Genomic DNA, 26,534 nt, shown 5'->3' with positions numbered 1-26,534 from the left:
ATGAAAATATTCTTCCGCCTAATGAGTTATTCCGTACGTTATAAGTACAGATTTTCATTAGGTATTGCTTTTGCTCTTCTAACTGCTGTTTTGAACGCAGTCTCCTTAACTTCTATCATTCCTCTTTTCGATACTATGGCTGCGGATCCAAACACTCGCTTCCAATTCGAATTCACAGAAGCAGAACAAGAGATAATAGCTAAAGAAGAATCCAATTTAGAGATCCGATTAAATCCTGTAGAGAGAGCTAAAAAAGTACTCATCGACGTTAAAAGATGGTCTAACGGACGCACTAAATACATGGAACCCAAGGAAGTGGTTTGGGCTGTTTGTCTTTTGATCCTTCCTTTATATGGACTTAAGCTGATAACCTATCTTGCTTCGGTGTATTGCCTTGCGACAGCAGGATATTGGGCTGTGAGGGATATCCGACAGGAATTATTCGAGAAAAACCAAATGCTCCCTCTTACTTTTTTCTTTAAAGAAAAAACGGGGCTTTTGATGAGTAGGATCATTAACGATGTAGAAGTTGTTGCGGCAGTGATCTCTTCTAATTTCAGAGATGCTACGATCAATTTTTTCTATGTGATCACTCACCTTTTAGTATTACTTTATTTGAATACGGAACTTCTTCTTATCGCTTGCGGAACTGTACCTTTGATCATTCTGCCTGTGACTTTATTCACAAAAAAGATCACAAGGTCTACGGAAAGATTCCAAGAAAAATTAGCGGATCTAAACGCGAATCTCCAAGAGATGATCTCAGGAATTAAAGTGATCCGCGTTTTTAACACGGAGAAATACGAGAAGGAAAAATTCCAAAAGATCAATCAGAACGTTTATCGAAGGAATTTTAAAGGGCAATATTATCTGCAAATCGCACCGAGCTTAGTTGAATTAACTTCTTCTTTGGTGGCTCTTGGATTTTTTGCATTAGGCGCAAGATACATTCTCGCAGGAAATGTTGGATCTCCATTCACAGTAGGGCAATTCATGGTGTTCCTACTCACACTTCTTTTCCTTCTACGCCCATTAACACAATTATCTCAGATGGTGGGAAAAATTTCGCAGTCCATTATCGCCGGCAGAAGGATCTTCGAGATCATAGATCTGGAAACGGAAGATCATAGCGAAGATGAAAAAGTAAAAGTAGAAAGAGTCACAAACTCCATCCAATTCAAAGGAATTAACTTCGCGTATCCTGGAACAAATGCGGAAGTCCTAAAAGATATAAACTTGAATGTGAAAGTAGGAGAAACAATCGCAATCGTTGGAGCGAGCGGCTGTGGAAAGTCAACTCTAATGGATTTAATTCCTAGATTCTTTGACCCAAGTGTTGGGTCTATAGAGTTCGATGGAGAAAATATCAAAGACCTTTCTCTTGCAGATCTACGTAATAAAATTGGGATCGTAACTCAGGACATTTTTTTATTCCACGGAAAAGTTGCCGATAATATCGCTTACGGAAAACCAGGAGCGAGCAGAAAAGATGTGATCAGAGCCGCAAGACTTGCTCACGCTCATGACTTCATTAAACAAATGGACAATGGGTATGATAGTATCCTAGGAGTGAGAGGTTTAAATCTTTCAGGCGGGCAAAGGCAAAGACTAGTGATCGCAAGGGCTTTATTAAGAGATCCTGAAATTATGATCTTAGACGAAGCGACTTCTGCATTAGATGCTGAGTCGGAAAGATTAGTAAGCGATGCATTCCGAAGATTATTCGCAAACAGAACTACATTTGTGATCGCACATAGACTTTCCACTATCAAAGACATTCCTCGCATCCTCGTTATGGATAACGGAAGGATTGTAGAAGAAGGAAATCATACTTCTCTAATGGAACAAAACGGTCTTTATCGAAAACTTACAGACAACCAATACGCCGGAGCGGGGATGCTGCCTTGAAACCATTAGTTCTTGTAGTAGACGACAATGATCGTTACGCGAATAATCTCAAAACTTATCTCCAAGAGAACGGATGCGAAGTACTTCGTGCCATAGATGCATCTCAAGGCTGGGATCTTTATCTTGCGAATAAACATAAGCTTAAAGCCATCATCACCGATATAACAATGGAAACCCAAACTTCCGGACTTTGGATGATCCGCAGGATCTACCAAGATGGATTCGAAGGGATAAAGGTAATTGCCACTACTGGATTCGATGTTTCCGGAGTAATGGCGATAAGTAAATATTTCCTGCCTTGGTTTGCAGGAGTGGAATATATGGTGCCTAAGGTCCCATTAAAAAGAGGAGAAGTAATACTTTTGCCTACGAGTGGGGTCTCTCCAGATTTCTTGAGCAAACTGAAAGCTTAAAACCAAAGATTATATATTCTATTTTTATTATGTTCAGAAGCCGTAATGGCTTCCGGCTTTCCATTCCTCAAGATAAACGCGTGGCCATCTGATTCCAGATCCCAAAGTTTTCCTTGTAGGAAAACATTGATTCCGTTTTTAAACCCGGATCTGGCGGCTCTCGTTTCCAATGCGTATTTTTTCCAGGCCTCCCCTTCCGTGATCTTCCCAATATCTTTTGGATCTACATCGGACGGATTTTTCTCTCCATTATAACCTGCCCAAGACTGGTCCCAAACAGAAGTCTCTCCTCGATTGATATAAGAAGGTACTGCAATAAAATCTGCGCCCGATTCTTTTAAATTTGAATAAGACTCAGGATACCAAGAGTCGGCACAAACCAAAACTCCCATTTTACCTGCAGGAGTATCTATGACTGTTCCCGGTTTCAGATTCGAATCTAAGAACGGTTTTTCTTCCTCCGTTAAAAACTTTTTGCGAATAGATTCTCCTAAAACAGAGCCATCTTTTCCGAACACAAAACTCGTATTGAATAAAGAAGAAGGACCTAAAACAATCCTTCCATTCTGAACAGAAGGTGAAGGTAAAACGATAGAACCGGCTAAGATCGTCACTTTGTATTTTTGTGCAAGAGATGAGAAGCTGCTCTCATAGATTTCCTTCATCTCTTCTGCTTTGATCCTAAATATCGCCGCTTGGATCTTATCATTTTCTTTAGAGGTAAGGAAATGGTATAAAAAGGAAAAAGGATTTCTAAGAATGAAGTACATCATCCCCGTAGGTAGGTCTGGGGAAATATATAAAGATGATTTTTCTCCTGAAACAACCAGCCAAGTGCCGTAATATTCAGGAAAAACAAAAATGGTCTTATCAGTGATCCATCCGGATCGTTTTGCATGTAGAAAGTAAGATTCAGTCTTATCTAAAAACTTTTTGTGATTCGAATAATCACCCGGAACCATAAAAGGTTCCACCCCGATCAGATTTCCTTTACCCAAATCCTTTCCGTAAGAGTAAGAACTTGTCTCAAAACCCTTCTCTTCAGGTGAAATTCCCAAAAAAGAATGAGCCCAGATCAAATAGACACAAACTACCGACAGAATACCGTAAAACAAATATCTATTCATATAACTCCTTCTCATATCCTACAATTACTTTATATTTTACTAATATATAATAAACAAACGTTCATTTATTTAAATATCCCAATTACGAAGATAGGCAATCTCGAATAATAATCAAACATAATTAACGAACGATCGTTAACTAACTTGTTTAACTAACAAATGTTCATCAGCATAATAATTATACATTCATATTATAAAATAGAAAAATAGATATGTATAGCATTTGTTACATCTTATAGAACAGCGTTCACATATTACGATTTTGATTTTATTAAGCGTAAAAAATTTTTTTCTTGAAATCAAAACGTAAACTCTTCCATTTCAAATGAAATCTTTATAAATGAAAAAAATAAAAATGGAAGGGTCAGTAAATGAAAACGAATTATTCAAGCGGAGCTTTGTCTTCTGAACAAGTATCACCAATCTTTAAAAATCTTTCCGCTCAATCTGCTAAAACATTTGTAACCTTCGGTGGACAAGGAATAGATCCTATTCCCGAGTTACGTTCCTTCTATGAAGAAGGTCATTCTAATTCTGAATTTTGGCAGACTGTCTTCTCTTCTATAGAAGAAGAATGTAAAACAATTCATAAAGATAGACTTATAGGATCATTACCTTTAGGTTTTCATTTAAAGGAATGGTTGGACCAACCTGAACTAACCCCGGATCATTCTATTTTAAAAAATTGTTCTTATAGTATTCCGCTTATCTTCTTAGCTCAAGCATCCGCTTTGTATCGCGTTCTCCAAGACGAATCCAATTGGGAGGCATTGTTTAACGAAACCTCCGGCATATTCGGGCATTCCCAAGGAGTATATGCAGGATTCTTGCTATCTTCTTCTCCTGATAAACCCACATTCTTAAAAAATCTGTCTCTGATACTCAGAAACTTGATCAGCTTAGGAATTCGTGTCCAAGAGGAATTTCCGATTTTAGAACTGGATGTTTCCGTTAAAAGACTTTTGAAACAGGATGAGATCGCCTCTCCAATGGCAGCCTTAAAATCGGAAAATGATTCCTTATTAAATGAGGAATTAGAAAAATTTAATGTAAATAGGAGTTCCGAAGACACAGTTTATTTAGGTTTAAAGAATGGCCCAAAGGCCCGAGTAGTATGTGGCTCTCCAGAGTCTCTGTTAGAGTTCAGAAGTTTCCTTGTTAATACTAGCTTTCCTAATCTGGAATCCTGGACATTTCTCAAAATTTCCGCCCCATTTCATAGTCCTCTATTAAGGAGAGTTCCCATACTCTTAGAAGAAGATGTCAAAAGAATTGGGTTCAATCCGAAACAATCCGATCTAAAAATCCCTTTATATGATACAAGAGACGGAAGAGATCTCAGAACTGAATCCGATCTTGCGCTCGCATTATCCAGAATGGCAGTTGCAGAAATATTAGATTGGGAAATTTGTTTAGGAAGTTTAGAAAAAGAAGAAACTAAAATTTTACTGATATCTTTTGGACCTGGAGTAGATGCGGAAAAATTATGCTCTCCTATTTTAAAAGGTAAATCCTATTTAGTTCGCAACTTAAGTAAATTGGAATCATACAGATCTTTCACCAAAGAAACTAGTTTAGAATTTCCTAAATCATGGAAGGAATTCCAACCGGAAACTGTGGAACTCCCGAACGGAAAAGTTTTCTTAAAAAATAATTATTCAGTTTGGACAGGAAGAGCTCCAATCTTTGGAGGAGGTATGACTCCTTCTACCGTCGAACCTGGAATCGTGATCGCTGCCGCAAAAGAAGGATACTTGGTGGAATGGGCAGGCGGCGGACAAGTCACAGAAGAATTATTCAGAAAACGAATGGAGGTGTTTAGAAAAGAATTACCTCCAGGAGTTGGTATAGTCGTCAATCTTCTATACTTAGATGCATATTTATGGAATCTCCAAGTTCCATTAGTTAAAAAACTCAAAAACGAAGGAGCTCCCATCGAAGGAGTTACAATCTCAGCCGGCATTCCTGAAACAGAAGAAGCGATTCGAATATTAAATGATTTTGAAGCTCATGGGATCTGGCTGAATTCTTTCAAACCGGGAACTCAAAAACAGATCCGACAAGTTATATCTATCGCAAAACAAATTCCGGATTCGAAAATCCTAATGCAGATAGAAGGTGGCGCCGCAGGAGGACATCATAGCTGGGAAGACCTCGAGGAACTAGTTCGCTCTACTTACGGCGAGATCAGAGATTGCAAAAATATCATCTTAGCAGTCGGTGGAGGGATCGCAGAACCTCAAGATTCCAAGTCTTGGTTATTTGGAAACTGGGCAGGAAAAAATCCGATGCCAGTGGATGCAGTATTCTTAGGAACCAGACTTATGGCCGCCAAAGAATGTGCTACATCAGAAAAAATTAAACAAGCATTGGTAGATATCTCAGGATCTGAAAATTGGAAGACTACTCAGGAAGGAAAAAACGCAGGCGGAGTGATCTCCGGAAGATCAGGGCTCGGCGCCGATATTTATTATGCTGAAAATACTTGGACCAAACTTTCCTCTCTTGCAGAAGAATTAACAAAAGGAAAAGAAACAGAAGAGGCTAAAAAAGCAGTTCTATCCAAAAAGAAAGAGTTAGTTTCTCTGATTAATTCTACTGCTAAACCTTATTTCGGTGATTTAGGAGAAATGAGTTATACTCAAATTCTTTCTAGATACTTAGAGCTAACCTGCCCCGGACAAAGATTAATTTCCCCGGATGGAGACTGGCCGGATCATCCTTTTATAGATAAAAGTTTTAGAAATAGATTTATAGAATTAGTGCAAAGATTTGAAGCTCGGATATCCGAACCTACAGATCAAAATTCTATACTAGAAATAATAGGATCCGACTTTGATCCGAATGTTTTTCTAAACGAATGGAAGAATAGATATAATAACGCAGATACAATTCTAATCTTACCAGAAGATATAATCTTCTTCTTTGATGTTTGTAAAAGACCCGGCAAGCCGGTAAACTTTATCCCAGTTATTGATGAAGACTTAGTAAAGTGGATCCGCTCCGATTCTCTATGGTATTCCCATTGTGTCGATATAGAACCTGATACTTGCGCTTGGATTCCTGGACCAAAGGCTATCAAAGGGATTCACAAAGCAAACGAATCGATCTCTTCTATCTTTATAAACTTTCTACAAATAAGTTTAGAAAATTCTAAACCTAAAAAGATTAGTTGGGAAGATCTGTTCGATTCGGATTCCCAAGGAAAGAATATATTAAATTTGTTTCCAGAGGAGCAAATTCGCAATAACTCGATAACTATAATCGAAAACCTTGATATAAATCCAAATGATTGGATCTTCTGTTTAGCAGAATTAGGGAAAGGTTTCCTTACTGCTGTATTAAAATCCCCTAAAATTGATCAAAACGCATCCGATCTAAAATTATTCTTTGAACCAAGAATTGGCAGAAAATTCATTTGGGAAACAAGCGGCTCAGGAGAATTACTACTGATCCAAGTATGGGAAGAAAACAAACTAAAAGTAGAATTAAAACTTTCAGAAAAAGATTCCGCAGAGTTAAAGCTGTTTTTTTACCATCCTAAAGATGGAACCGCCATCCCTTTCCAAAGGAAGTTTAGTGCAGGAAAAACTTTAGGATCATTTATAGAAGAAGATCTTGCCTTTAGAGAAAAATCCGGTCTTGACCTCTATTTGAAAACATGGGGGTTAGAGCAAAAAATAGTTCTGAATTCTTCCAAGAATATTTCACAAGAATTGGAATCCGAGATCGTAATAGATAAGGAATCCATATTAAACTTCAGAAAAGCAATCGGAGAATTAAGAAGAACGGATCTAAAATCGGATCCTAACCCTCCTCTCGGAATGAGCACCGCTTTCGCATGGAAAGTATTACTCTCTCCTTTATTTACATTAGAAAATAAGAATCTATTTAGACTTTTACACTTCTCTCAAAATTTCCAGTGGGAAAAAGAAACAAATGATTTGGTTCCGGGCGATAAACTAAGATCCAAAGCAAGACTTGCAAAAGTTCGTAAACTAGGCTCGAGCCAAGAGATCCAGATCCTAGGAGAAATCTCAAAAGAAGGAAAGAAGATCTGTTCTTTCCAAACGGGGTTTTTGATCCGAGATGCCTATTCTAAATTCGAAGAATTTGATTCTTTACCTTTCGAAAAAAGTATTCTGATCAAATCGGATGCCGAATCCAATCTTATAAATTCTATCCCTTGGATTTATAAAAAAGAAGGTCAAGAAACAAGCTCAGTTGGATTTAAATTAAAATTCAGTTCTACTAACCGTCTTATTCTTTCTTTGGGCGCAAACCAAGAACTTCATGCAATCGAAGGTAGGATTGAAAAAGTTTCAGGCTCTCATTATGAAGCGTGGGGAAAATTCAAATTAGAAGAAAAAACCACTGTTGGAACTCCAACAACTTTTGATAGATTCTTCTTAAACCTTACAGAAGCAGATTCAGAAATTTCGCTCGCAAAATCTTATAAAATTATCTCCGAAACTTTTTATGCTCCTTCCGATATGAGCGAATATTCTGCGGCTTCGGGGGATACGAATCCAATTCATACGGATATTGATTTTGCAAAATACGCGGGCTGGAAAGACAGAATTGTTCACGGGCTCTGGACTTCTTCCAGAGTAATTAAACAAATCGTAATGGATGTATGTCAGGGAGACCCGTCCAGATTATCTTCCTTCGAAGAGATATTCGAGGCTCCCGTTTATTTAGGAGAAGAGTTACTTTTAGAGGCAGTCCATGTTTCTCAGAAGAAAGGATCTCAAATTTTATCCGTTAGCTTGGAAAATAGAAATGGAGAAAGGAAGTTAAGCGCGAAGGCAACTATTTCTCCTAAAAAAACAGGTTATGTATTCACAGGCCAAGGTTCTCAGTCCCAAGGAATGGGAATGAAACTCAGAGATGAATTTCCGGAAGCAAGAAATGTTTGGCAAAGAGCGGAAAATACTACAAGAGACGAGTTAGGTTTCTCACTTTTAAAAATTGTACAGGACAATCCCACGTCATTGAAAGTTGGGAAAAAAGTTTGGAATCACCCAAAGGGAGTTCTTCATCTTACTCAATTTACTCAAGTCGCGTTAGTCACTAAGTCCATGGCGGATTGGGAGATCTTAAAAGAAAGAGGGTTCTTAGATCAGGAAGCGCCATTTGCAGGACATTCTCTCGGAGAATTCTCAGCTTTATCCGCGAGAGGATTTTTGGGATTAGAGAACGTGATCCGCATTGTGTATGGAAGAGGACTTACAATGCAAAGTCTGGTTCCAAGGGATAAAGAAGGAAGAAGTCCCTTCGGCATGAGCGTAGTATTAGGAAATCGTCATGTAGGTTTGGACGAAGAAACTATTCTAAAAGTTGTAGCACAGATCAAAGAAGAGACCGGCCTTCCTTTGGAAGTGGTTAACTTAAATATCCGAGATAAACAATATTCTGTGACAGGCGATCTTAAAGCTCTTACAGAAATGGAAAATCGTTTTAAAGAGATCGTAAGAGGCAAAAAAACTACCATTCGATTAGAAGGAATAGATGTACCTTTTCATTCTAGGGTCTTAGTCAACGGAGTTGCAGAATTCAGAAAAACTTTAGAAGCGAATATTCCCCTAATGTCCAGTTTCGAAGAATTAGATGGAAAATATCTACCGAATTTAGTAGCGAAACCATTCTCCATTGATAAGGAATTTGTTAAGTATGTTGGAGAAGTTTCAGGAAGTCCAATCTTAGAAAAAATCTTAAAAGAAAATCAGAAACTTTCCGGCAAAGAACTCAGAAGGATCCTGCTAATCGAATTACTCGCCTACCAATTTGCAATGCCTGTGCAATGGATCAAGACCCAGGATCAATTCTTCCAAGATCTGAAAGTCAGAAGGTTGATCGACCTTGGAGCAAGAGGAGATCTTGCAGGTATGGCAAGGCAAACACTAAGAGAAGTTTCGGATCCTTCTTCTTTTGAAATTTTACATATAGAAGAAAATCGGAATCTAGTCTTTTCTGAATTAGAAGATTGCGAATCTGCAGAATTTTCCAAACTAAGAGAAACCCCGGAATCAATTGTAATAGAAGCTCCGATCCTAAAGGTAGAAATTAAGAACGCGCCAACACAAATCCAAGAAACCGCTCAAGAGTCGCAACAATTCGGTGGAGAAGAAGCATCCGTAAATCTTACTAAAAAAGACGCATTATTCGTATTACTTTCTTTGAAAGCGGGGATTCGACCTGAAGAAATTTCGGATGATGAGAATATAGATACTCTTTTCGGAGGAAATTCTTCCAAAAGAAATCAAGTCATGGCGGATTTGGGAGCAGAATTCAAAACAACAAGTTTGGATGGAGCTCATGAAAAATCCTTAAAAGATTTGGTAAAATCTTTAGAAGAACAATCTGGATACACACAACCAGGACCTTATCTTAGAACTTCTTTCGAAGAAACTTTGAAGAAATTTTTCCCGCCAGATTTTGGTAGAACAGAAATCTTTAAATACTTAAAAGAAGAAAGAGGCTTAAGCACCTCTGGAATTTTTGCAGTCAGTATCTTTCTTCCTTTATATGTTAGAGAGGGGGACTCATTACGAAGAGGTGCATTGAGTCCCATTGCATTAAACTCTCGTATCGGAAATCCTAAAGATGCGTCTAAATGGTTGGATAAAGCGGTAGACCTGTTTGCTCAATCCAAGGGAATTAGGATCGGAAAACTTTCCGCAAATAATTCAGGATCAAGTGGAGGAGCGAAAGTTGACGCTGCCGCCTTAGAGGAATTAGAAAGAAAGTATTTCGGTGTAGAAGGAATTTTTGGAAAAGCAATTAAGAACTTCCAATCCAGACTTTTAGGAGAAGATCCATTTGCAGAATTTTTAATAAAGGACCTAAATTCCCTGCAAGAAGCTAGGCAAAAGATCCAGGCTGAATCTGCACCTTCTTCTCTGTTTGAAGAAAAGAAAATTGTTCGCTTTTCTAATTCGGAACAATGGGCAAAGAAAAAACTACTACAAAGTCTAACTAAACTCAGAATAGGAACTTCGAGCGGTTTTAGCCAGGAAGAAGAAAAATATTTTGCGAATCAAGCAAGCCCTCTATTATCCCAAGTTTTGAAATATTGGGATCAAATCCTGGAGAAGGACGAGATCCAATTCCCGGAAGAAAAGAAGAATATAGAATCTAAAAGAAAGTATCTAACATCACTTTCTTTAAAGTGGGATCAAAATAGAAAGCCAATCTTCCAAGTAGAGAACTCAGTATTACGTCCTAAAATAGAGATCTCCGAAGAAGGCAATTTAAACTTTAAAGAAATTGAATATTCTACTAGCTTAAAGGATTTCTTCCAAGGAAAAATCTCGATCGGAACAAGTAAAGACCAGGGAGGAAGTTGGGCAGAAAATGGGCAAGAAACAGAGTTTATTCTAAACTCCATTTTACGTTCTTCTGACGAAGGGATTTCTTTCTCAGGTTTGAAAGTTTTAGTCACAGGCGGAGGCCCAAACTCAATCGCATTAGAGACAGTATTCGTGTTACTCGCAGGTGGCGCCGATATTATCCTAACCACTACTTCATATTCTTCTGAAAAGGTTAAGTTCTATAAAAGAATATTCCAAAAATACGGAGCCAAAGAAGCTTCTCTCTCCTTGGTTCCTTTTTCTCAAGGATCATTCGAAGACATACGTTCTTTATCAGAGTGGTTGGTACAAAAAGATTGGGAACCGGACGTTCTAATTCCATTCGGAGCAGTCGGAGAAGAAAATACAGGATCACAATTAGATGATTCTTCTTTAACATCCTTGAGAGTCATGTTACTCGGCGTAGAGAAGTTGATCGGAACTTTAGGAAGAGTAAAAAACAATCCTACAGAAACTTCTCCGCTTCATGTAATTTTGCCTCTTTCCCCGAATCATGGGATCTTCGGAAGAGATGGAATGTATGCGGAGACCAAATTAGGTCTCGAAACTTTGTTCCGCAAAAAATTCTCGGAAGAAGACGATTGGGGAAAACATACAAGGATCCACGGTTGTGTGATCGGTTGGGTAAGAGGAACTGGCCTCATGGAAGCCAACGATCTTGTTGCCCAAGCATTGGAAGAAAAATCAGGAGTGCTTACATTCTCCAGAAGAGAAATGGGATTTCTTTTAGGAAATTTGATCCATACTTGCGTATTCCATTCTTCGGAACAGATCACTAAGGCAAATTTCACAGGAGGTTTAGATTCTCAAACCGATCTAGGAAAAACTTTAGGAAAGATACGTGCAGATATTCTCTCGGAAGCAAAGATCAAAAAGGAAACTTTTTCCCTTAAAGGTAAAATTCTATTAGAAAAACATGAAACTATAACAAGAGAATACTTGCCCAAGGAAGTGTATAAATATCCTTCCGTTCCTTCTCAAGCGAAACTAAATGAGATAGGACATTTAAAGGAATTAGATCTATCTCAAACTATTTGTGTTGTAGGTTTTGCGGAACTCGGGCCGGCAGGTAGTTCCATGACCAGATGGGAGTTGGAAAAATCAGGAACACTTTCTCTGGAAGCAGCTCTTGAGCTTGCTTGGATGATGGGATTTATCAAGTACCAAGCTGCGGATAAAGGAAGAAGTTGGACTGACTCTGAAACAGGAGAGGCTGTCGCCGAATGGGAAATCAAATCCAAATATGAAGAAAAGATCTTGGCTCATACTGGGATCCGGATCATCGATAAAGAGTGTGTAGGCTTCGACCCATCCACGTTATTCTCTTTTGTTGATGTAGTATTGGAAGAAGATTTTTTCATTCCAGTTTCTAACTCAAAAGAAGCAGAAGAATTTAAGAAGGCAGAACCTGAAGCTACGGAAATCTATCATGATTCCGAAAAAGATAAATGGTTCGTGAGAAGGAAAAAAGGAAGCACCATCAAAGCTCGAAAAGCTTCCGACTTCAATAGAAAAGTTGCAGGACAAATCCCGAAAGGATGGGATCCGGCAAAGTACGGACTGACCAAAGATCTCACCGCTCAAGTAGATCCTATCACAGTATATAATCTTTATTGCACATGCGAAGCATTCTTACGCTCCGGAATGGAGCCAATGGAATTGTATAGGTTCCTACATCCTGGACTCGTAGGTTCCACAGTCGGCTCCGGTATGGGAGGTATGGGCAAACTTAAAAGAATGTTCCACGATTTCTTACTCGGAAAGGAAAGGCAACATGACGCGTTACAAGAGTCTCTGATCAACGTTACGACAGCTTGGGCTCTCACTTCTTATGTAGGAGGATATGGTCCTGTTCAAACCCCAGTCGCAGCTTGCGCCACTGCGGGAATATCTTTGGAAATGGCGGCGAGTTTAATGAAAGAAGGTAAAGCAGGCTTTATGTTAGCAGGCGCCTTCGATGATTTTGCAATGGAAAGTTTGGTTGGATTCGGAGACATGCAAGCAACCGCAAGCAGTGTAGAAATGTTGGAACAAGGTATCGATCCTAAAGGAATGTGCCGTCCAAACGATATCCGAAGAGGTGGATTCGTTGAAGCACAAGGAGGAGGAGTCGTCTTACTTGCAAGAGCAGACTTGGCTCTCGAGGCAGGACTTCCTGTTTATGGAATTTTGGCTTATGCAGGTTCTAAAACCGACGGGATCCAAGCTTCTATTCCAGCACCTGGACTAGGACTTTTATCCTTAGGAGCTGAATCGGAAAAAGAAAAATCCCCTTTAAGAAACGCGTTATCCGCATTCGGACTTACTGCAGACGATATAGGTGTAGCTTACAAACATGATACTTCTACAAAAGCAAACGATAAGAATGAAAATAAACTTTTGTATAATTTATTATCTAAGTTAGGAAGAACTCCTGGAAATCTATTACCTGTAGTTTCTCAAAAATCGCTTACTGGACATTCCAAAGGTGGAGCTGCGGCTTGGCAGACCATTGGGATCTTACAAACTTTAGAAGAAGGTATCGTAACTGGAAATCGAAACCTGGAAGAAGTGGATCCGGATATGAACGATTATCAGTTCATTACCTTTACGGACGAAAGTATTCCATTCGGTAAACATAATATTAAAGCCGGAATGTTAACTACCTTGGGATTCGGACATGTGGGAGCGCTTTGCCTTTTCGTTCATTCCGATTATTTCTTAGCAGCACTTACTCCTGAACAAAGAGAAACTTATCTGAAGTTGAGAAGAAAAAGAGAGATCAGAAATCGAAACAGATACCATGAGATCAGAATGGGTTTAGGAAAACCTTTGTATGAGAGACATACAAAGTCCTACTTCCAGGAAGAAGAAATCGGTATTCTTCTGGATGCAAACTATAGATCCAAACAGGAAGAGAAAAGATGAAACTAGAATCACAAACTCTTCCTAATTTTGCATCCGTTACCAATCCTTATGCATCCGTAGGAGTAGATCTCACTTATATTCCTGAGTTCAAGGAAAGTTTACAGGATAAGGCTACCTTCTTCTTTAAAATTACTTTTACAGATTGGGAAAGAAAGAAGGGACAAACAAAACCTGAAAATCAAAGAGCAAGTTTTTTTGCGGGAAGATACGCTGCGAAAGAAGCGTTGATCAAGGCATTGGATGGATATCGTTTATTCCAAAAACCCGATCTAAACGTAAACTATTCAGAGATAGAGATACGTAATGACGATTATGGTCGTCCCTATTTTCGTTTTTACGGGAATTTTGAAATCTATCTCAACAATTTAAAACCGAATTCGATCCGGTTGAGCATCAGCCATACAGGGGATTATGCATTTTCCGAAGTCCTCCTGATATTTTAGGAGAAAGCGAATGATACCCACAAGAAAACAAGAACCAGACTCATTTACCCAAGGAATATTAAGTATTCCTGAAATAGATTCAGTTATAAGAGAATTGAAAATTTTAAACCCTGGGCGTTCCGAAAAAAAAGAAATTTTACCGGAAAGAAAAGGAATTCTTAAAAAAGTTCTGATCGCGAATAGGGGCGAAATCGCCAAAAGATTCTTTTTAGCATTGAGAGAAGAAGGGATCCGCTCTGTTGCAGTAGTAACCGATCCTGATAGAGAACAATCCTGGTATGAGTCTGCCGATGAGATTATCTATATAGGAAGTTCCGATAAATATACAAATTCACAGACAATCATAGCTGCCGCATTACTAACCGACGCAAATGCAGTTTATCCCGGATACGGATTTTTATCTGAAGACTTCAAATTTGTAGAATCTTTGGAAGAAGCTTCTCTAATATATAAAAAGAATATAATATTCATGGGCCCGAAAGCTTCCGTAATGAGGAAAGTAGGGAACAAATTGGATGCAAGGAAATTAGCGTTAGAGAACGGGATCCCACTTTTATTAGGAAGTGGACCGATCACGGGTGGAGAAGAGATAGCAATCCAGGAAGCAGAAAGGATCGGTTATCCACTCATGATCAAATTGGATAGCGGTGGCGGTGGAAAAGGAATGGTCATCGTCCGAAATCCAAAAGAGTTAGCTCCCGCAATAGAAAGTGCAGTTAGGATAGGTCTCCAATCTTACGGAAATGGAACCTTCTTCTTTGAAAAATATGTAGAGAGACCTGCTCACTTTGAAGTGCAAATTTTCAACTCCACTGCAGTGGGAATACGAAAATGTGCAGTGCAGAGAAGAAACCAAAAAGTAGTAGAAGAAAGTGGAGAAACTTTTTTAGACGATAGAACCTTATTACAATTATTATCTTCTGCTGAAAAGATCGCTCATATCTCAGGCTACTCGGAAGGATGCGCCGCAGGAACCGTGGAATTCCTACTAGATTGCGAAACAGGCAATTTCGGATTTTTAGAAATGAATACGAGATTGCAGGTAGAATACCCTGTGACCGATCAATCTCTCGGTATCGATCTAGCTAAATGGCAAATTTTATTTTTCGACGGAAGAGAACAAGAGATCCCTTACGACTCAGTCATCAGAAGAAGATTCTCTGACAGAAACCATTCTATCCAATGTAGGATCTATGCAGAAGATCCTTTCCAAAACTACTCACCTTCTCCTGGAAAAATAAAAGATCTGGAGTTACCTACATTCAACGGAGTGCGCTGCGATTTCGGGTTCAGAAAGGGCGATAGAGTATTAGGTGATTACGATCCTATGATCGGAAAATTGATCACCACAGGAACTACAAGAGAAGAAGCACTTCTGAGAATGGAAAGAGCGCTTTCGGACCTATATATCCGCGGCATCACCACAAACATTGAACAATTGATCAAATTAGTAAGACATGATCTTTTTCGTTCAGGAGAATATGATAATTTAATTTTATCTAATAATGAAGAACTTACAAAAGCGGAGAAGGAATCGGAAGAAGAAGGTGCAATTATCTGCTCCCTTGCCGAATCCGTTTTTATTTCAGAAACCGATCTAAAAAGATCTTTTAGAGACAGAGATCTCCCAAAATTACTTCATTCCCAAGAATCCGAATATTCTCTTTATGAATTCGAATTGAGATCTGAAACGAAAATATACAAGACACGTTTATTCCGAACTTCTATTTCGAGCTATAGAATTTTACTAAATGGAAAAGACTTCGGAAACATAGGAGTTTCTTTAAGTGGCGAATTAGGAGAAGAATTTTTAGTAGAATTTGAAGGCAGGACGATTCCCGTCAGAGTAGATCGTAGACCTTCCTTTCATTTAGTAAGATTTCCAGACAAACAAGGAAAACTCAGATATTTACGATTCTCCATTCTATCCAAAGACAAAAAAAACAACATATCCAACGAAGGAATATTACGTTCTCCTTTTCAAGGAACATTCGTAAAGATCTGCAATAACCCTCAAACGAATGAGACATGGAAAGAAGGAGAAATCGTCCAAGAAGGAGATCCAATCCTAGTCATTTCCGCAATGAAGATGGAAACAGTGCTAACTGCATCTGTCGGCGGAAAATTGGATTATCTATTGGAACATGGAGATAGAAACAAATTAGTCCGAGGAATGACAGCTTCCGGAATGGTTCTCGGAAAAGGTCTTAGTGAGGGAGAAATACTTGCAAAAATAGAAACCGTACAAAAATCCGAAACCAAAAAAGAATTAGAAAATCATAATGCTCTTGGAGAATCTGTCTGGGAAATTTGGCCTTCTATAGAAACAGATACAAAATTGGAACTCCCACATATCCTAAAAACTTCAGGTTCAGATCTCAGAATCTTATTGAAGTCTTGGATATTAGGAACCTTCAGAGAACAAGATGCGGCGGAAAAAATAGATTTAATAATTTCAAATTTTGAATTCGCAAAACTTTCCGATCCCGAAAACCGTCTTTGGGGGAACTTCTACATAGAACTTTTGAAATTCCATGTATTAGTGCGTAGAATATTTTCCTCCGATCCAGGCACAAAATTTTCTCATTACGGAGAAATACAAAGAGCACTTTCCGAATGGGATACGGAAGGATACAATCCTCCTAAGACCACGAAAAAACTTTTATCGAATGCATTTCATTATTATGGAATAAAACCTTGGAACCCTCTTAGAAGAACGAAGAGCCAAAAAGATGCATTTATATTTTTAGTAAAAGCATATGCGAATCTGAGAGAAGGAAAAGAGCTCATCGCAAAACTATTGGAAATACTTTCTATTTACGCTCCTCCTACTCCTTCCATTGACCTTGCATTAAATGGTATCTTATACTTAGAAGAAAGAGAGAAGGAAAGTTCGCTCGAAAAAACAGTCAGAAGAATATTAAACTCGAGAGGAAATCGTCCCCAAAAATTCAAAGGGGGAGATGCAACCATTTCCAGAAAACATGTATTCGATTATGTACGTTTTCTAAAATCACCTTGGTCTTCTGTCTCTGAAGAAAAGCCCGAAGTTTTAGAAGAAAAATTCAAAAAATCTTTTTCGGAAAACCTACCTTTAGTACCTGAAAATTTTGATGAATCCTTAACATCTCAAATAAGAAAAAAATTGGAATATTGGCAAACCCAAGGAAGTATTAAAAGATTATTCTCCCCTACTCCTGGACATTTTCTATATTTCCTGGAGACCCCAAAAGAAAAACAATATATACTCTTCTCCACTTTAAACGCTAATCCAGAAGCGAAAACTTCCAGATTCGATTTGGAAACTACTGCTAAAATTGGAGCATGTATTTTACAGGGATCCCAAATATTCAAAAAACTAGATATTTTCAGATTAGAAGTGCTTGTGTCCGGATTTAAAGTCAAATTCGATCCCGGATCCAACGAAGAAGATGTATTCAATTATAATAATATAATGGAATCTGCCGGTTCCGTTCTTCGATTTTTCTTACATGGATTGTATAGCCAATTCACGATGGATTTTCTTCCGGAAAATACGGAGAAAACCGTAACACTTTCCTTCTTCTTTAAAGATGGAAAGCTAAGAATGGATATCGCTCATCCTAACGATCCAAGATTCCCATATTGCACAGGAACAGATCCAAAAGATCTAACAGTTTTCCAAAAAGGAAAATGGCCTTTAGAATGTTGGGTTTCCGAAGTATTCGATATCGATTCCGCAAAAGAAATCACGATTCCTGGAACAGATGGACTTTACAGGAAAAATCCTAAAACAGGAAAGGAAGAGATCTATAATCCTGGAGCAAAAATATTCGAAGGAAAGATCGGCGGAAAACCTGCATTATGTTTTTTTAAAGATTCCAGAGTAGCAGGTGGAGCCACAGGAGATTTAGAAGGAAGAAAATATATAGCAGCCGCGTACTACGCTTATCGCAAAGATCTTCCTTTATACATTTGGAATGACGGAGCAGGAGCAAATATCAAAGAAGGAATGGTTTCTTTGAACAGAGCTGCGGAAGGATTCTTTATGAATTCGCTTATAAGTGCAGGAACCAAAGCTTCCGATTTTAGAGCAGCAATCGAATCACATTCAGATCCTATCTTAAAAGAAGTATGTTCCGAAACCGAAAAAAGATACGGATCAGAATTTAGAAAATACAACTCCGGAGACAAACCTAATTTTTGTTTTACTGTAGCAGTCGGAACTGGCTCATCTACTGGATTGGATGTTTATGGTTCTTCTCAAGCATCTTTACAAGTTCTCTTAAATGAAGATGAGTCTTATCGAGTCTTAACAGGATCTTCCGTAATTGAATCAGTAACGGGAGAAAAGTTTACCAATTACGAGATCGGCGGCGCTAAAATTATGGGGCAGGCCACAGGTACCGTCGACTTTGTTGCCAATGATAAGATCCAACTCATTTGGATCATCAGAAGGATCCAAGACTCTTTGTTAGGATGTAAACTTCTTCCAAAGGAAAAAAATCAAAGAGTCATATCAGAAAATTGGAATGTTTTAGATGAGAACGAACTCATCCATCATTCTGAGAGTGGGTTTTTCCTGCCTGTTAAAGAAAACTATTCGGGTTCAGGGTCCTTAGTTTCCGGATTCATACGATTGGGAGAGGCTTCCGTGCTTTCTATGGGACCGAGAACCAGCGATGGATTTCATTCTCTTCCATGTATTATAAAAGCAAAAGAATCCATTCGGATAGCGGAAAAAACTGGAGCAAGTTTACTTTTAGTCTACGGAAATAAATGGTTCAGAAGTTCTCATTTGGATGATTATGATTCTCTTAGACCAAGAAGAGATTTTCAAAAATCATTACAAAACTTTAAGGGAGCCTGTTTACATTTTGTAAAAAATCCAGAAGGACTTAGGGTTTCTGAACTTACTTCTAGTGCGGATGTTTGGCTGCTCTTAGAACCAAATGAAAAAAGTAAAACATCTGCTCATAAAGAATTTTCTAATAAAAAAAGGTGGGCCACATTCACTTCTAAAAACGAATCGGAAGCCTACGAGATCATTAAGAAATTCTTCTATTTATTAAATCATAGAAAGATCGAAAATTTTTCTCCAAGCAAAAGTGAGATCAAACTTCCAAAAGAAATTACGGTTTCTTATGATATGAAAGAAGAGATCGTTCAGAAAATTTTGGACGAGAATACTTTCTTAGAATTCGGGGAATGGGACCCAGGTTCCAGTTTGATCACAGGACTTGGAAGGATACAGGGAAGAACAGTCGCGATCATTGCAGACCAACCAAAAGGAGGAGGCTCTCCTGACGCACCGGGTACCGAAAAATTCAGAGTATTCACAGAGTTTGCAAACAAACATTCCTTACCTTTATTCATGATTTCTGATGCTCCTGGTTTCGTCCCTGGAACAAAACAAGAAAGGGCAAGGATACAACAAATCGGTGGAGAATCTCTGGATGTAAACGTTCTCTCTGAAATTCCAGTCGTTTCTATCGTATTAAGGCAAAATTACGGAGGAAGACAAATCCATGCATTCAGCGGATTTTTAAGACCAGGGATCGCATACTATTCTTTAGCAGAAGCAACTCTTGCAGTAATGGGAGGAAATTCCGCATTCGATCTGTTCCAAGGAGCAAAAGTTTCCGCACTCAGAAAAGATGGAAATATTCAAGAAATTGAATCTATTCAAAAAGAATTTTTCGAATCTTTCACTAAAAAATCCAGAGCCGACTTTGATGCAAAGAATACTGGAGTATTAGACGGAACCTTCGGATCTGTTTCCGAATTACGAGAAGTCCTAAAAACAGGTTTGGAAGAAGCAGATCTCAAACTTTCTTTTTGGAGAAAAAATAAAAACAAATACTCCGAAGGCGAAGTTTATATCTGCCCTCAAAATCCAGAGGAAGACTGGAAGGATTTGATCCTTCCATAGATCTTTCCGTTGTAGATAAGACGATGCGGAAGTTCCAGCAGCGAGTTGTCTTAACATCGCACCGCACTTCCGAGCATATTTCTACAACGGAAATTCAGGACATTCTATCTTTTCCGGATCGCGATCATCGCGATATCATCGGAAAGATTAGAAAATCCTGTTGCACTTAGATCTTGCTGAGTATGGGATTCCACATCCGCAACGATTGTCTTAATCAATTCTTCCGGACGTTTTTCCCCGTTTGCATGTAACAGTTTAGCAAGTCTTTCCCTAGTATACATTTCAGAGTTAGGACTTCTCGCTTCGTCCAAACCATCCGTATATTCGAAGAAAATATCTCCCGAATCCAAGGTTAATACCCTTCTCTCTATCGTAGTTTCGAAGAAGGAATTGTCATCCATACCTATCGGCAAACCACCCGCAGGAAGTTCTTTGATCTTTCCATCAGAAGCGTCAAAGAACAACGGCTTAACATGACCCGCGGAAATATATTCTAGTCTGGAAGTATTCGAATCGAAGATCGCCAGGAAGAATGTGATAAAAATATGATCGGGAGTATCTTCATACTGATACGCATTCGCTTCGAGTAAGATCTTTTTCAGATCTCTTTCCCCTTTTCGGAGAATTGCTTGGATTTGCGCCCTAAAAAGAGCCATCACGATTGCAGGACCCACACCGTGGTTAGAAACATCACCGATGCAGATTGCGATCTTTCCTCCACCTAATTCAATAAAATCGTAATAGTCTCCGCCAACTCCTGTCATCGCCTTATAAAACGCGCCGAATTCTACATAATCATTCAAGCTAGAAGGAAGTTTTTCAGGAAGAAGACGTTTTTGGATCTCTTCTGCTGCAAGAAGTTCTCCTTTCATTTCTTCTCTTTCCTTAAGCCCGTGAACCATATCGTTTAATGACTCACTTAAAATACCGATTTCGTCGTAACCTGCAGGAGGGAATTCCACATTCAGATTACCTTCTCCAATAGATTCAGCATTTTTACTAATAACTCTGATCCTACGAACCACAAACCAAGCTAAGCCGTATGCTAAAAGAATTGCGATAGTACCGATAATCCCAGTATATCGGATCATCTCCTCTCGGTTTGACTTCATCTGGCGAACACCTTCAGTTCTATCTATTAGAATAATATTATATCCTAATAAATCTTTGCGAAGAAGGTCATAAACCAGACCTTTGCCTTCCTCTTCTCCTGGAGCAACAAGAGGAGTAGAATCCAGTGCCCACATTACTTCCTCGGCCTCACTTCTGCTTCGGACAAGGATTCCCGAATCCCAAGCAATCCCTCTAGGAGTTTTAGGAAGTTCAGTCTCAGAATTTCCGGAAAGTATCCATTCTCTCAAAAGTTTCCATTTGATCCGAACAGACTTTCTTTCATTTTCATCCTTATAATATCTTCTGATGCCTGCCGGTCCGGTTTTGAAAGGAATAAAAGTGAAGTCTTCTAAGGCTGCTTCTCTTAGACCCAGAAATGCATCTTCTGCCTTACGTTCGTATGAATTCCCCCAGTCGCCCTTAGTAGATTCCAATCGAATTAAAGAATCTTTATATTCTTCTTCTTGAGATTCTAATATCCGGATCTTATCTTGGATCTCTTCCGGAGAAGTTTTATTCTCTCCTTCCTTTGGAGGGAATTTCAGCATCTTCTCCCATTCTAAAATTTCTTTGGAAGCACTTGCAATCTTGTCTTTTAGAGATTTATGATCATCATTCCATTTTTTTTCATTCTTTTCGAATACCGACTGATAAGGTTGCAACTGTTCTAACTTAGTGTCTCTCTTTTTAAGCATTTGCCTATAAGCAAGAGCAAGATTTTTGAATTCTTTATCAGAAGAAGGTTTAGCCTTTCCGTCCTTGCGAAGCTCCGACATTCTGGTTTTTAATCTTTGGGAAATCTCCGCGATCTCTGCGGAAATTTTTTGATCTTCTTCCAGATATTTTGCCCAGTCTTTCGGATTCTCCGCAATTTCTTCGGCCATGGATCTAGATCTTTCTGCTGTGCTTGGATTCCTAAAAACAGGACGATATACTACTTCGTACTGTCTTCCACCAACTTCATAACTTTCAGCCTCGGATTTGTTTTGAATAACTTCTAAAACGTCGGTGTCCCCAAAAAGGCCTTTGCGGCTTTCAGTAAAGTCGGCTTGTGTGAGCAATTTTTTTGCCGTCTCGGAGCTTTGGGAAAAAAGCAAGCCGGTATCCAAGGTCTCTTTTCCAACTCTATCATATGCTAAAATTCTAATCTTATCCGGAAGAAGCCCTAAGGAAGAAATTCGATCTTTATAAGATCCTCTGAAAAAATTCTGAAGAGCTTTTGTTAATGCAGTCTCACCTGATGCGGCCTTCTTTTCTCCATCCGGGATCGCTTTTTCAGCAACCTTTCTCTCTTTCTCCAATTTGTCCTTATCTGTCAGATAAGTTTTTTTCTTCTTTGGATCCAGATCTGCCTTAGCTAACTCCGTATCTATAAACTTAAGCTCTTCTGCAATTTCCTCTATTCTGGTCTTAGAAGTTTCAGCATTGATCCTCGCTAAGGCAGTTTTTTCTGCGATAGATCTGATCTTTTCGTAAACAGGAGCGTCAATCGGAGCGCCATTCTCTTTTCTTAACTCATTACGGACTTTAGATTCGAATTCCTGGATCTCTTTTTCGGAAAGGTATCTTGTAAAATAAGTATCTACAGATTTATAAACATTCCCTCTTTTAACATTTAAACCGATGGATTGACCGAATGCTTTTAATGCTCCAAAAAGTCCGCCTTCTTTCTGGACGACTGTTCTTTTGAACTTGCTGAGTTGTTTCTTCTTCTCTTTTACCCTGACCTTAAATTCCTCGATCAAGATCATACTACGACTTAGGTTCTCCAGATCCAAAACTACGGAGTTCACATATTCCAAAGGAGCCTTTAACTCGGACTCAAGCTTCTCTTCTAAAGCTTTTGTCTGTTGGGAATAATGGATTATAGAAGTAAAACCTAATATTGAGATGACCAATGCGGCCGTAAAAAAGGAAAGTTTTGCCCGAATGCCCGGCAGAACCGCTCTTAGGAATTTGTTTTTAATCATCTTATTATCTCGTATGGATCAGAGTAAGTTTATTGCGCGGGGGATTTTTGAGACGTTGGTAACGTACGACCATTATTTTTTTAATGGAACGTAACCCGAAACCTCCATCGGCCCCGCTTTCGTATAATTCCTTCCAGGTTTCGCTTTTTTCTTTCGTAGGATCAAAAGGAACGCCTTGGTCCAGGATGGAGAACTTCCAGCTTCCTTTATTCTTTTTCATTCTTAATTCAATTTTAGAAGAGTCAGGCTCCGTAAATCCATGCTCTATTACGTTAGTCATAGCTTCGTCTAGGCAGAATACGATCCTTCCCTTGACAATATCCGAACAATCTTCTCCTAAAAATTCGCGGACCTCTCCTCGAATTCTGGAAAGCTCGTCTAGGTCGACGGAGTAATATAGGATTTTTTCCGGAGAGAAATCCATGAGAGGATTTAAACTCCGCCTAACGCGTCATTTAAAGAAGGGAATACTCTCACCTTTTTGGTGAAATACATTAGCTCCATCGTATCCTTTACTTCCTTTTTAAGGCTGCAGAAAACGATCTCTCCAGATTTTTCTTTCAGGAATTTTTGGATGGAGTTCAAAACGCCGATCCCTGCAGAAGCGATATAAGTAAGAGCAGAACAATCGCAGATAATCGTTTTGATCCCGTTCCCTACTGCAGCTTCTAATTTGATTTTCAGATCCGGAGCAGTCTTAGCATCAATCTCTCCTGCAACTGTGAGGATCAATTTGCTTCCGTCTACTTTCTCGTTGAATGTGAGGTTTGCCATTTACACACCCTTCCTTAATTCTTTCATTAAATCCTTCGCTTGGATGATTCCGTATAATTTTCTTTCTAAGGAGTCTATTTCATAATAATATTTTGTATTCGGATCTCCTTCAAAAATATGAGCGTATTTCCGAATACCTTGGATCGCTTTCTTAGCATTCCCCTCTAATATACCTTTTGTTATAGAAAAGTAAAGTTCGATCGCAAGAGAATCTCTCAAGGTTTCCTTAAATCCAACTTCACGTTTTCCTAATGCGTCCAAAAGATTATCGACCTCTTGCTCGCTATAAGTTTCAGAATCACTGTAGTTAATTATATATCTGGAAAGTAGTTTTTTGCAACGAACCAGATTATTGACCTTTGCCGCAGAAAGGATTTGTTGGTACAAAGTATGAACTTCAGTATCCAGATATACCTTTTGCCTGGTTCCATCCAGTTTTACAGGTTCAAATGCGGATTTTAATTCTTCCTTAGAAAAATTCTTAATGGAATCTTCGAATAATTTTTCGTTATTACTACTGGTTACTTTCTCGAATTCTTTTAAAGGTTTTTCTAATACGGCTATGAACTCCAAAGCTTCCGGCGAAGCTGCAATACTTCCGGATTCTTGGATCTTCTCTAAAAAGAAAATACAAGAGTCTCCTAATGCGGAAAGACTTTCTATAATTGCCCGAGAGATCAATCGTTTGCATTGATGAGGAAGTGTATGTAGATAAGAAGGATTATTAGAATCCTCTTGGATCTTATCGATCATCTTGCTCGCAGCAAGTGCAGAATGTGATTTTTCCTTTTCCCAACCCGCATAGATAAACGGATCGTATAGATATTTTTTAAAATTCTTTTTGCCGGACATGGCAAGAAGTCGGATAATTTTTACGAGTTCCTGTGCGAGATCCGAAGGGATCGATGTTCTTTTTTCGGCCATATTCCCAGGTCAGAATCATTTTATAAGGTCATAAAAAAGCATAGCAAATTCCGAAATTTGAATAGATTCCGGAGGGAAGTAATCGGACATAAGAGTTTGTCCCCAACGGGCCAGGCTTTTAAAATCCGAGTTATACTATTAATAGATTTCGGAATTGTAACAAATAATACTTAAGTCGATTCGATACTGATCTTTATTACATCCGCCAGATTTCTGAATTCATCCACAATCTTAAGAATATCGAAATCCCTAGGCATGGCAATAGTAAGCTTGATCTGAGCACTTTTACTCTGGTAATCCTGCATAAAGGATTCAGAAACCAATCTTAACTTATTTCTTAATAATAATTCTTTAAACCCTTTTCGGTGGAATTTTTTCTGCTTCAGGTCTAGGACCAAAACCTTATATTCATATTTTCCAAAATACCTTTCTTCCACCAGATCGAATAAGACTAGAATGATCAGAGTAGCAACCGTGGTTAAAAATCCTGCATAATATAAACCTGCACCCACAAGCAAACCGATCGCAGAAACAATCCAGATAGAAGCTGCGGTATTTAATCCTTTCACGGTCAATCCGAACTTCATGATCGCACCGGCGCATAAAAATCCGACTCCCGAAACCACTTGAGCCGCAATCCTGGAAGGATCTCCTCCCACTACAGAATAAAATTCAGGAATAAAAATTGATAATAACATCAAAACGGTAGAAGCAAGGCCGATCAATATATGAGTCCTGAAACCTGCTCCATGATTTTTGCCTTCTCTGTTCCAGCCTACCGCGCCGGCAAAAAGAATGATCAAAGCCACCCGAATACTTACGGTGAAGGTATCGATCGTCTTAGAATCCAAAATGCTTAGAAATTCCTGCATAATCCAAGGAATGATCTAAGGTTTAAGTCGGTAAACTTCTTTTAAAAAATCTGAATCTCTACTTAACAATGCCGACATACGAATCTTATCCCATTTCAAAGGATTGCCTGTTTTATCCAATGCAGTCCCGCCCGCTTCTTCCAATGCAAGAACCCCAGCGGCAAAATCCCAAATCTTGGCTCCGCTTAAGTTCATGAACAGATCCGTCTTCCCTTCTAATAATTCTAAAAATCCTGCTCCGGTTGCAGCCAATGCGCGAGTCGCCAGAGTATTTTTGCTAGCACTCGCGATCCAACGATAGTCTTCCTCTTGGAAAGTGTTATTGATCTCAAGAGAAAGAACGGAACGATCCAGGCTACCTCCCCTTTTCAGAAAGATTTTTCTATCATTGATAAAAGTTCCTTCTCCTCTTTGAGAAACGAGATAAGTATCCATAGCTGGAAAATAAATACATCCTACCTTAGGGGATCCGTCCTCTATATAAGCTAAAATTACGCTGAATTCTTTGATACCCCTTGAAAACAAAGTGGTCCCATCTAATTCATCACATACGATAAAAGTGTCGGGAAGTGGTTCACGATTATTCTGCTCTTCCATTATAAGAGGGATACCAGGAAATTCTTTTTTTAAAATCTCCTCCAAAACACGATGCGAATCCAAATCGGCTTGGGTTAAAATCTGCATAGGATCTTTCAGATCAAATGTGGATTCTTTACCGAATAGTTTTAAGATCTCTGTTCCGGCGGATTTGGATGCAAATTTAAAAACGGATAAAATTTTAGGAAGATCGATCATTCTC

General features: G+C 38.8%; 12 protein-coding genes. 5 read left to right on the top strand and 7 right to left on the bottom strand.

Translation table 11 applies throughout. The features are described 5' to 3' along the window. Both EHO65_RS11150 and EHO65_RS11145 read left to right on the top strand, forming a co-directional pair. Positions 1 to 1,908, top strand: a complete 1,908-nt coding sequence (locus tag EHO65_RS11150; protein ID WP_135774309.1) for an ABC transporter ATP-binding protein — start codon at positions 1 to 3, stop codon at positions 1,906 to 1,908. Then, entirely contained in the window at positions 1,905 to 2,321 is a 417-nt protein-coding gene (locus EHO65_RS11145) for a response regulator (RefSeq protein ID WP_135774308.1), read from the top strand. Before EHO65_RS11150 ends, EHO65_RS11145 begins: the two co-directional genes overlap by 4 nt. On the opposite strand, the gene EHO65_RS11140 is transcribed toward EHO65_RS11145, so the two are convergent. Further along, the gene (locus tag EHO65_RS11140) at positions 2,318 to 3,448 is read right to left on the bottom strand and encodes a carbon-nitrogen hydrolase family protein (RefSeq protein ID WP_135774306.1); all 1,131 of its coding nucleotides are present in this window, start codon (positions 3,446 to 3,448) and stop codon (positions 2,318 to 2,320) included. The genes EHO65_RS11145 and EHO65_RS11140 overlap by 4 nt on opposite strands. A gap of 371 nt (positions 3,449 to 3,819) precedes the next feature. Here EHO65_RS11140 and EHO65_RS11135 point away from each other — a divergent pair, with 371 nt between their 5' ends. The 3 genes from EHO65_RS11135 to EHO65_RS11125 are packed head-to-tail and all read left to right on the top strand — an operon-like array spanning position 3,820 to position 20,082. After that, positions 3,820 to 13,728 (top strand): type I polyketide synthase, encoded by a 9,909-nt coding sequence (locus EHO65_RS11135; protein ID WP_135774304.1) that lies wholly within the window; start codon positions 3,820 to 3,822, stop codon positions 13,726 to 13,728. Beyond that, positions 13,725 to 14,171 (top strand): holo-ACP synthase, encoded by a 447-nt coding sequence (locus EHO65_RS11130; RefSeq protein ID WP_135774302.1) that lies wholly within the window; start codon positions 13,725 to 13,727, stop codon positions 14,169 to 14,171. The genes EHO65_RS11135 and EHO65_RS11130 overlap by 4 nt, the downstream gene beginning before the upstream one ends. Positions 14,172 to 14,181: 10 nt before the next feature. After that, positions 14,182 to 20,082, top strand: coding sequence for a carboxyl transferase domain-containing protein (locus EHO65_RS11125; RefSeq protein WP_135774300.1), 5,901 nt, complete (start codon positions 14,182 to 14,184; stop codon positions 20,080 to 20,082). 104 nt (positions 20,083 to 20,186) lie between these two features. Here the strand turns inward: EHO65_RS11125 and EHO65_RS11120 are convergent, their stop codons facing one another. From EHO65_RS11120 to EHO65_RS11095, 6 genes are all read right to left on the bottom strand, one after another. After that, positions 20,187 to 23,165: a PP2C family protein-serine/threonine phosphatase gene (locus EHO65_RS11120; protein ID WP_135774298.1), complete on the bottom strand. Its 2,979-nt coding sequence runs from the start codon at positions 23,163 to 23,165 to the stop codon at positions 20,187 to 20,189. A 4-nt stretch (positions 23,166 to 23,169) separates the two neighbouring features. After that, positions 23,170 to 23,589 carry an ATP-binding protein gene (locus tag EHO65_RS11115; protein WP_135774296.1) on the bottom strand — a complete coding sequence of 140 codons (420 nt, stop codon included), beginning with the start codon at positions 23,587 to 23,589 and terminating at the stop codon, positions 23,170 to 23,172. Positions 23,590 to 23,597: 8 nt separating this feature from the next. After that, complete coding sequence (locus EHO65_RS11110) at positions 23,598 to 23,939, bottom strand: STAS domain-containing protein (protein ID WP_086447289.1); 342 nt, start codon at positions 23,937 to 23,939, stop codon at positions 23,598 to 23,600. Continuing rightward, complete coding sequence (locus EHO65_RS11105; protein WP_135774294.1) at positions 23,940 to 24,863, bottom strand: hypothetical protein; 924 nt, start codon at positions 24,861 to 24,863, stop codon at positions 23,940 to 23,942. A gap of 170 nt (positions 24,864 to 25,033) precedes the next feature. Next, the gene (locus tag EHO65_RS11100; protein ID WP_135774292.1) at positions 25,034 to 25,735 is read right to left on the bottom strand and encodes an MgtC/SapB family protein; all 702 of its coding nucleotides are present in this window, start codon (positions 25,733 to 25,735) and stop codon (positions 25,034 to 25,036) included. Between the two features lie 15 nt (positions 25,736 to 25,750). After that, positions 25,751 to 26,530 carry an inositol monophosphatase family protein gene (locus tag EHO65_RS11095; RefSeq protein ID WP_135774290.1) on the bottom strand — a complete coding sequence of 260 codons (780 nt, stop codon included), beginning with the start codon at positions 26,528 to 26,530 and terminating at the stop codon, positions 25,751 to 25,753. Between the last annotated feature and the right edge of the window lie 4 nt (positions 26,531 to 26,534).

It is taken from the genome of Leptospira andrefontaineae (assembly GCF_004770105.1).
Lineage (GTDB): Bacteria > Spirochaetota > Leptospiria > Leptospirales > Leptospiraceae > Leptospira_B > Leptospira_B andrefontaineae.
This window is presented reverse-complemented; position numbering and strand designations above follow the sequence as displayed.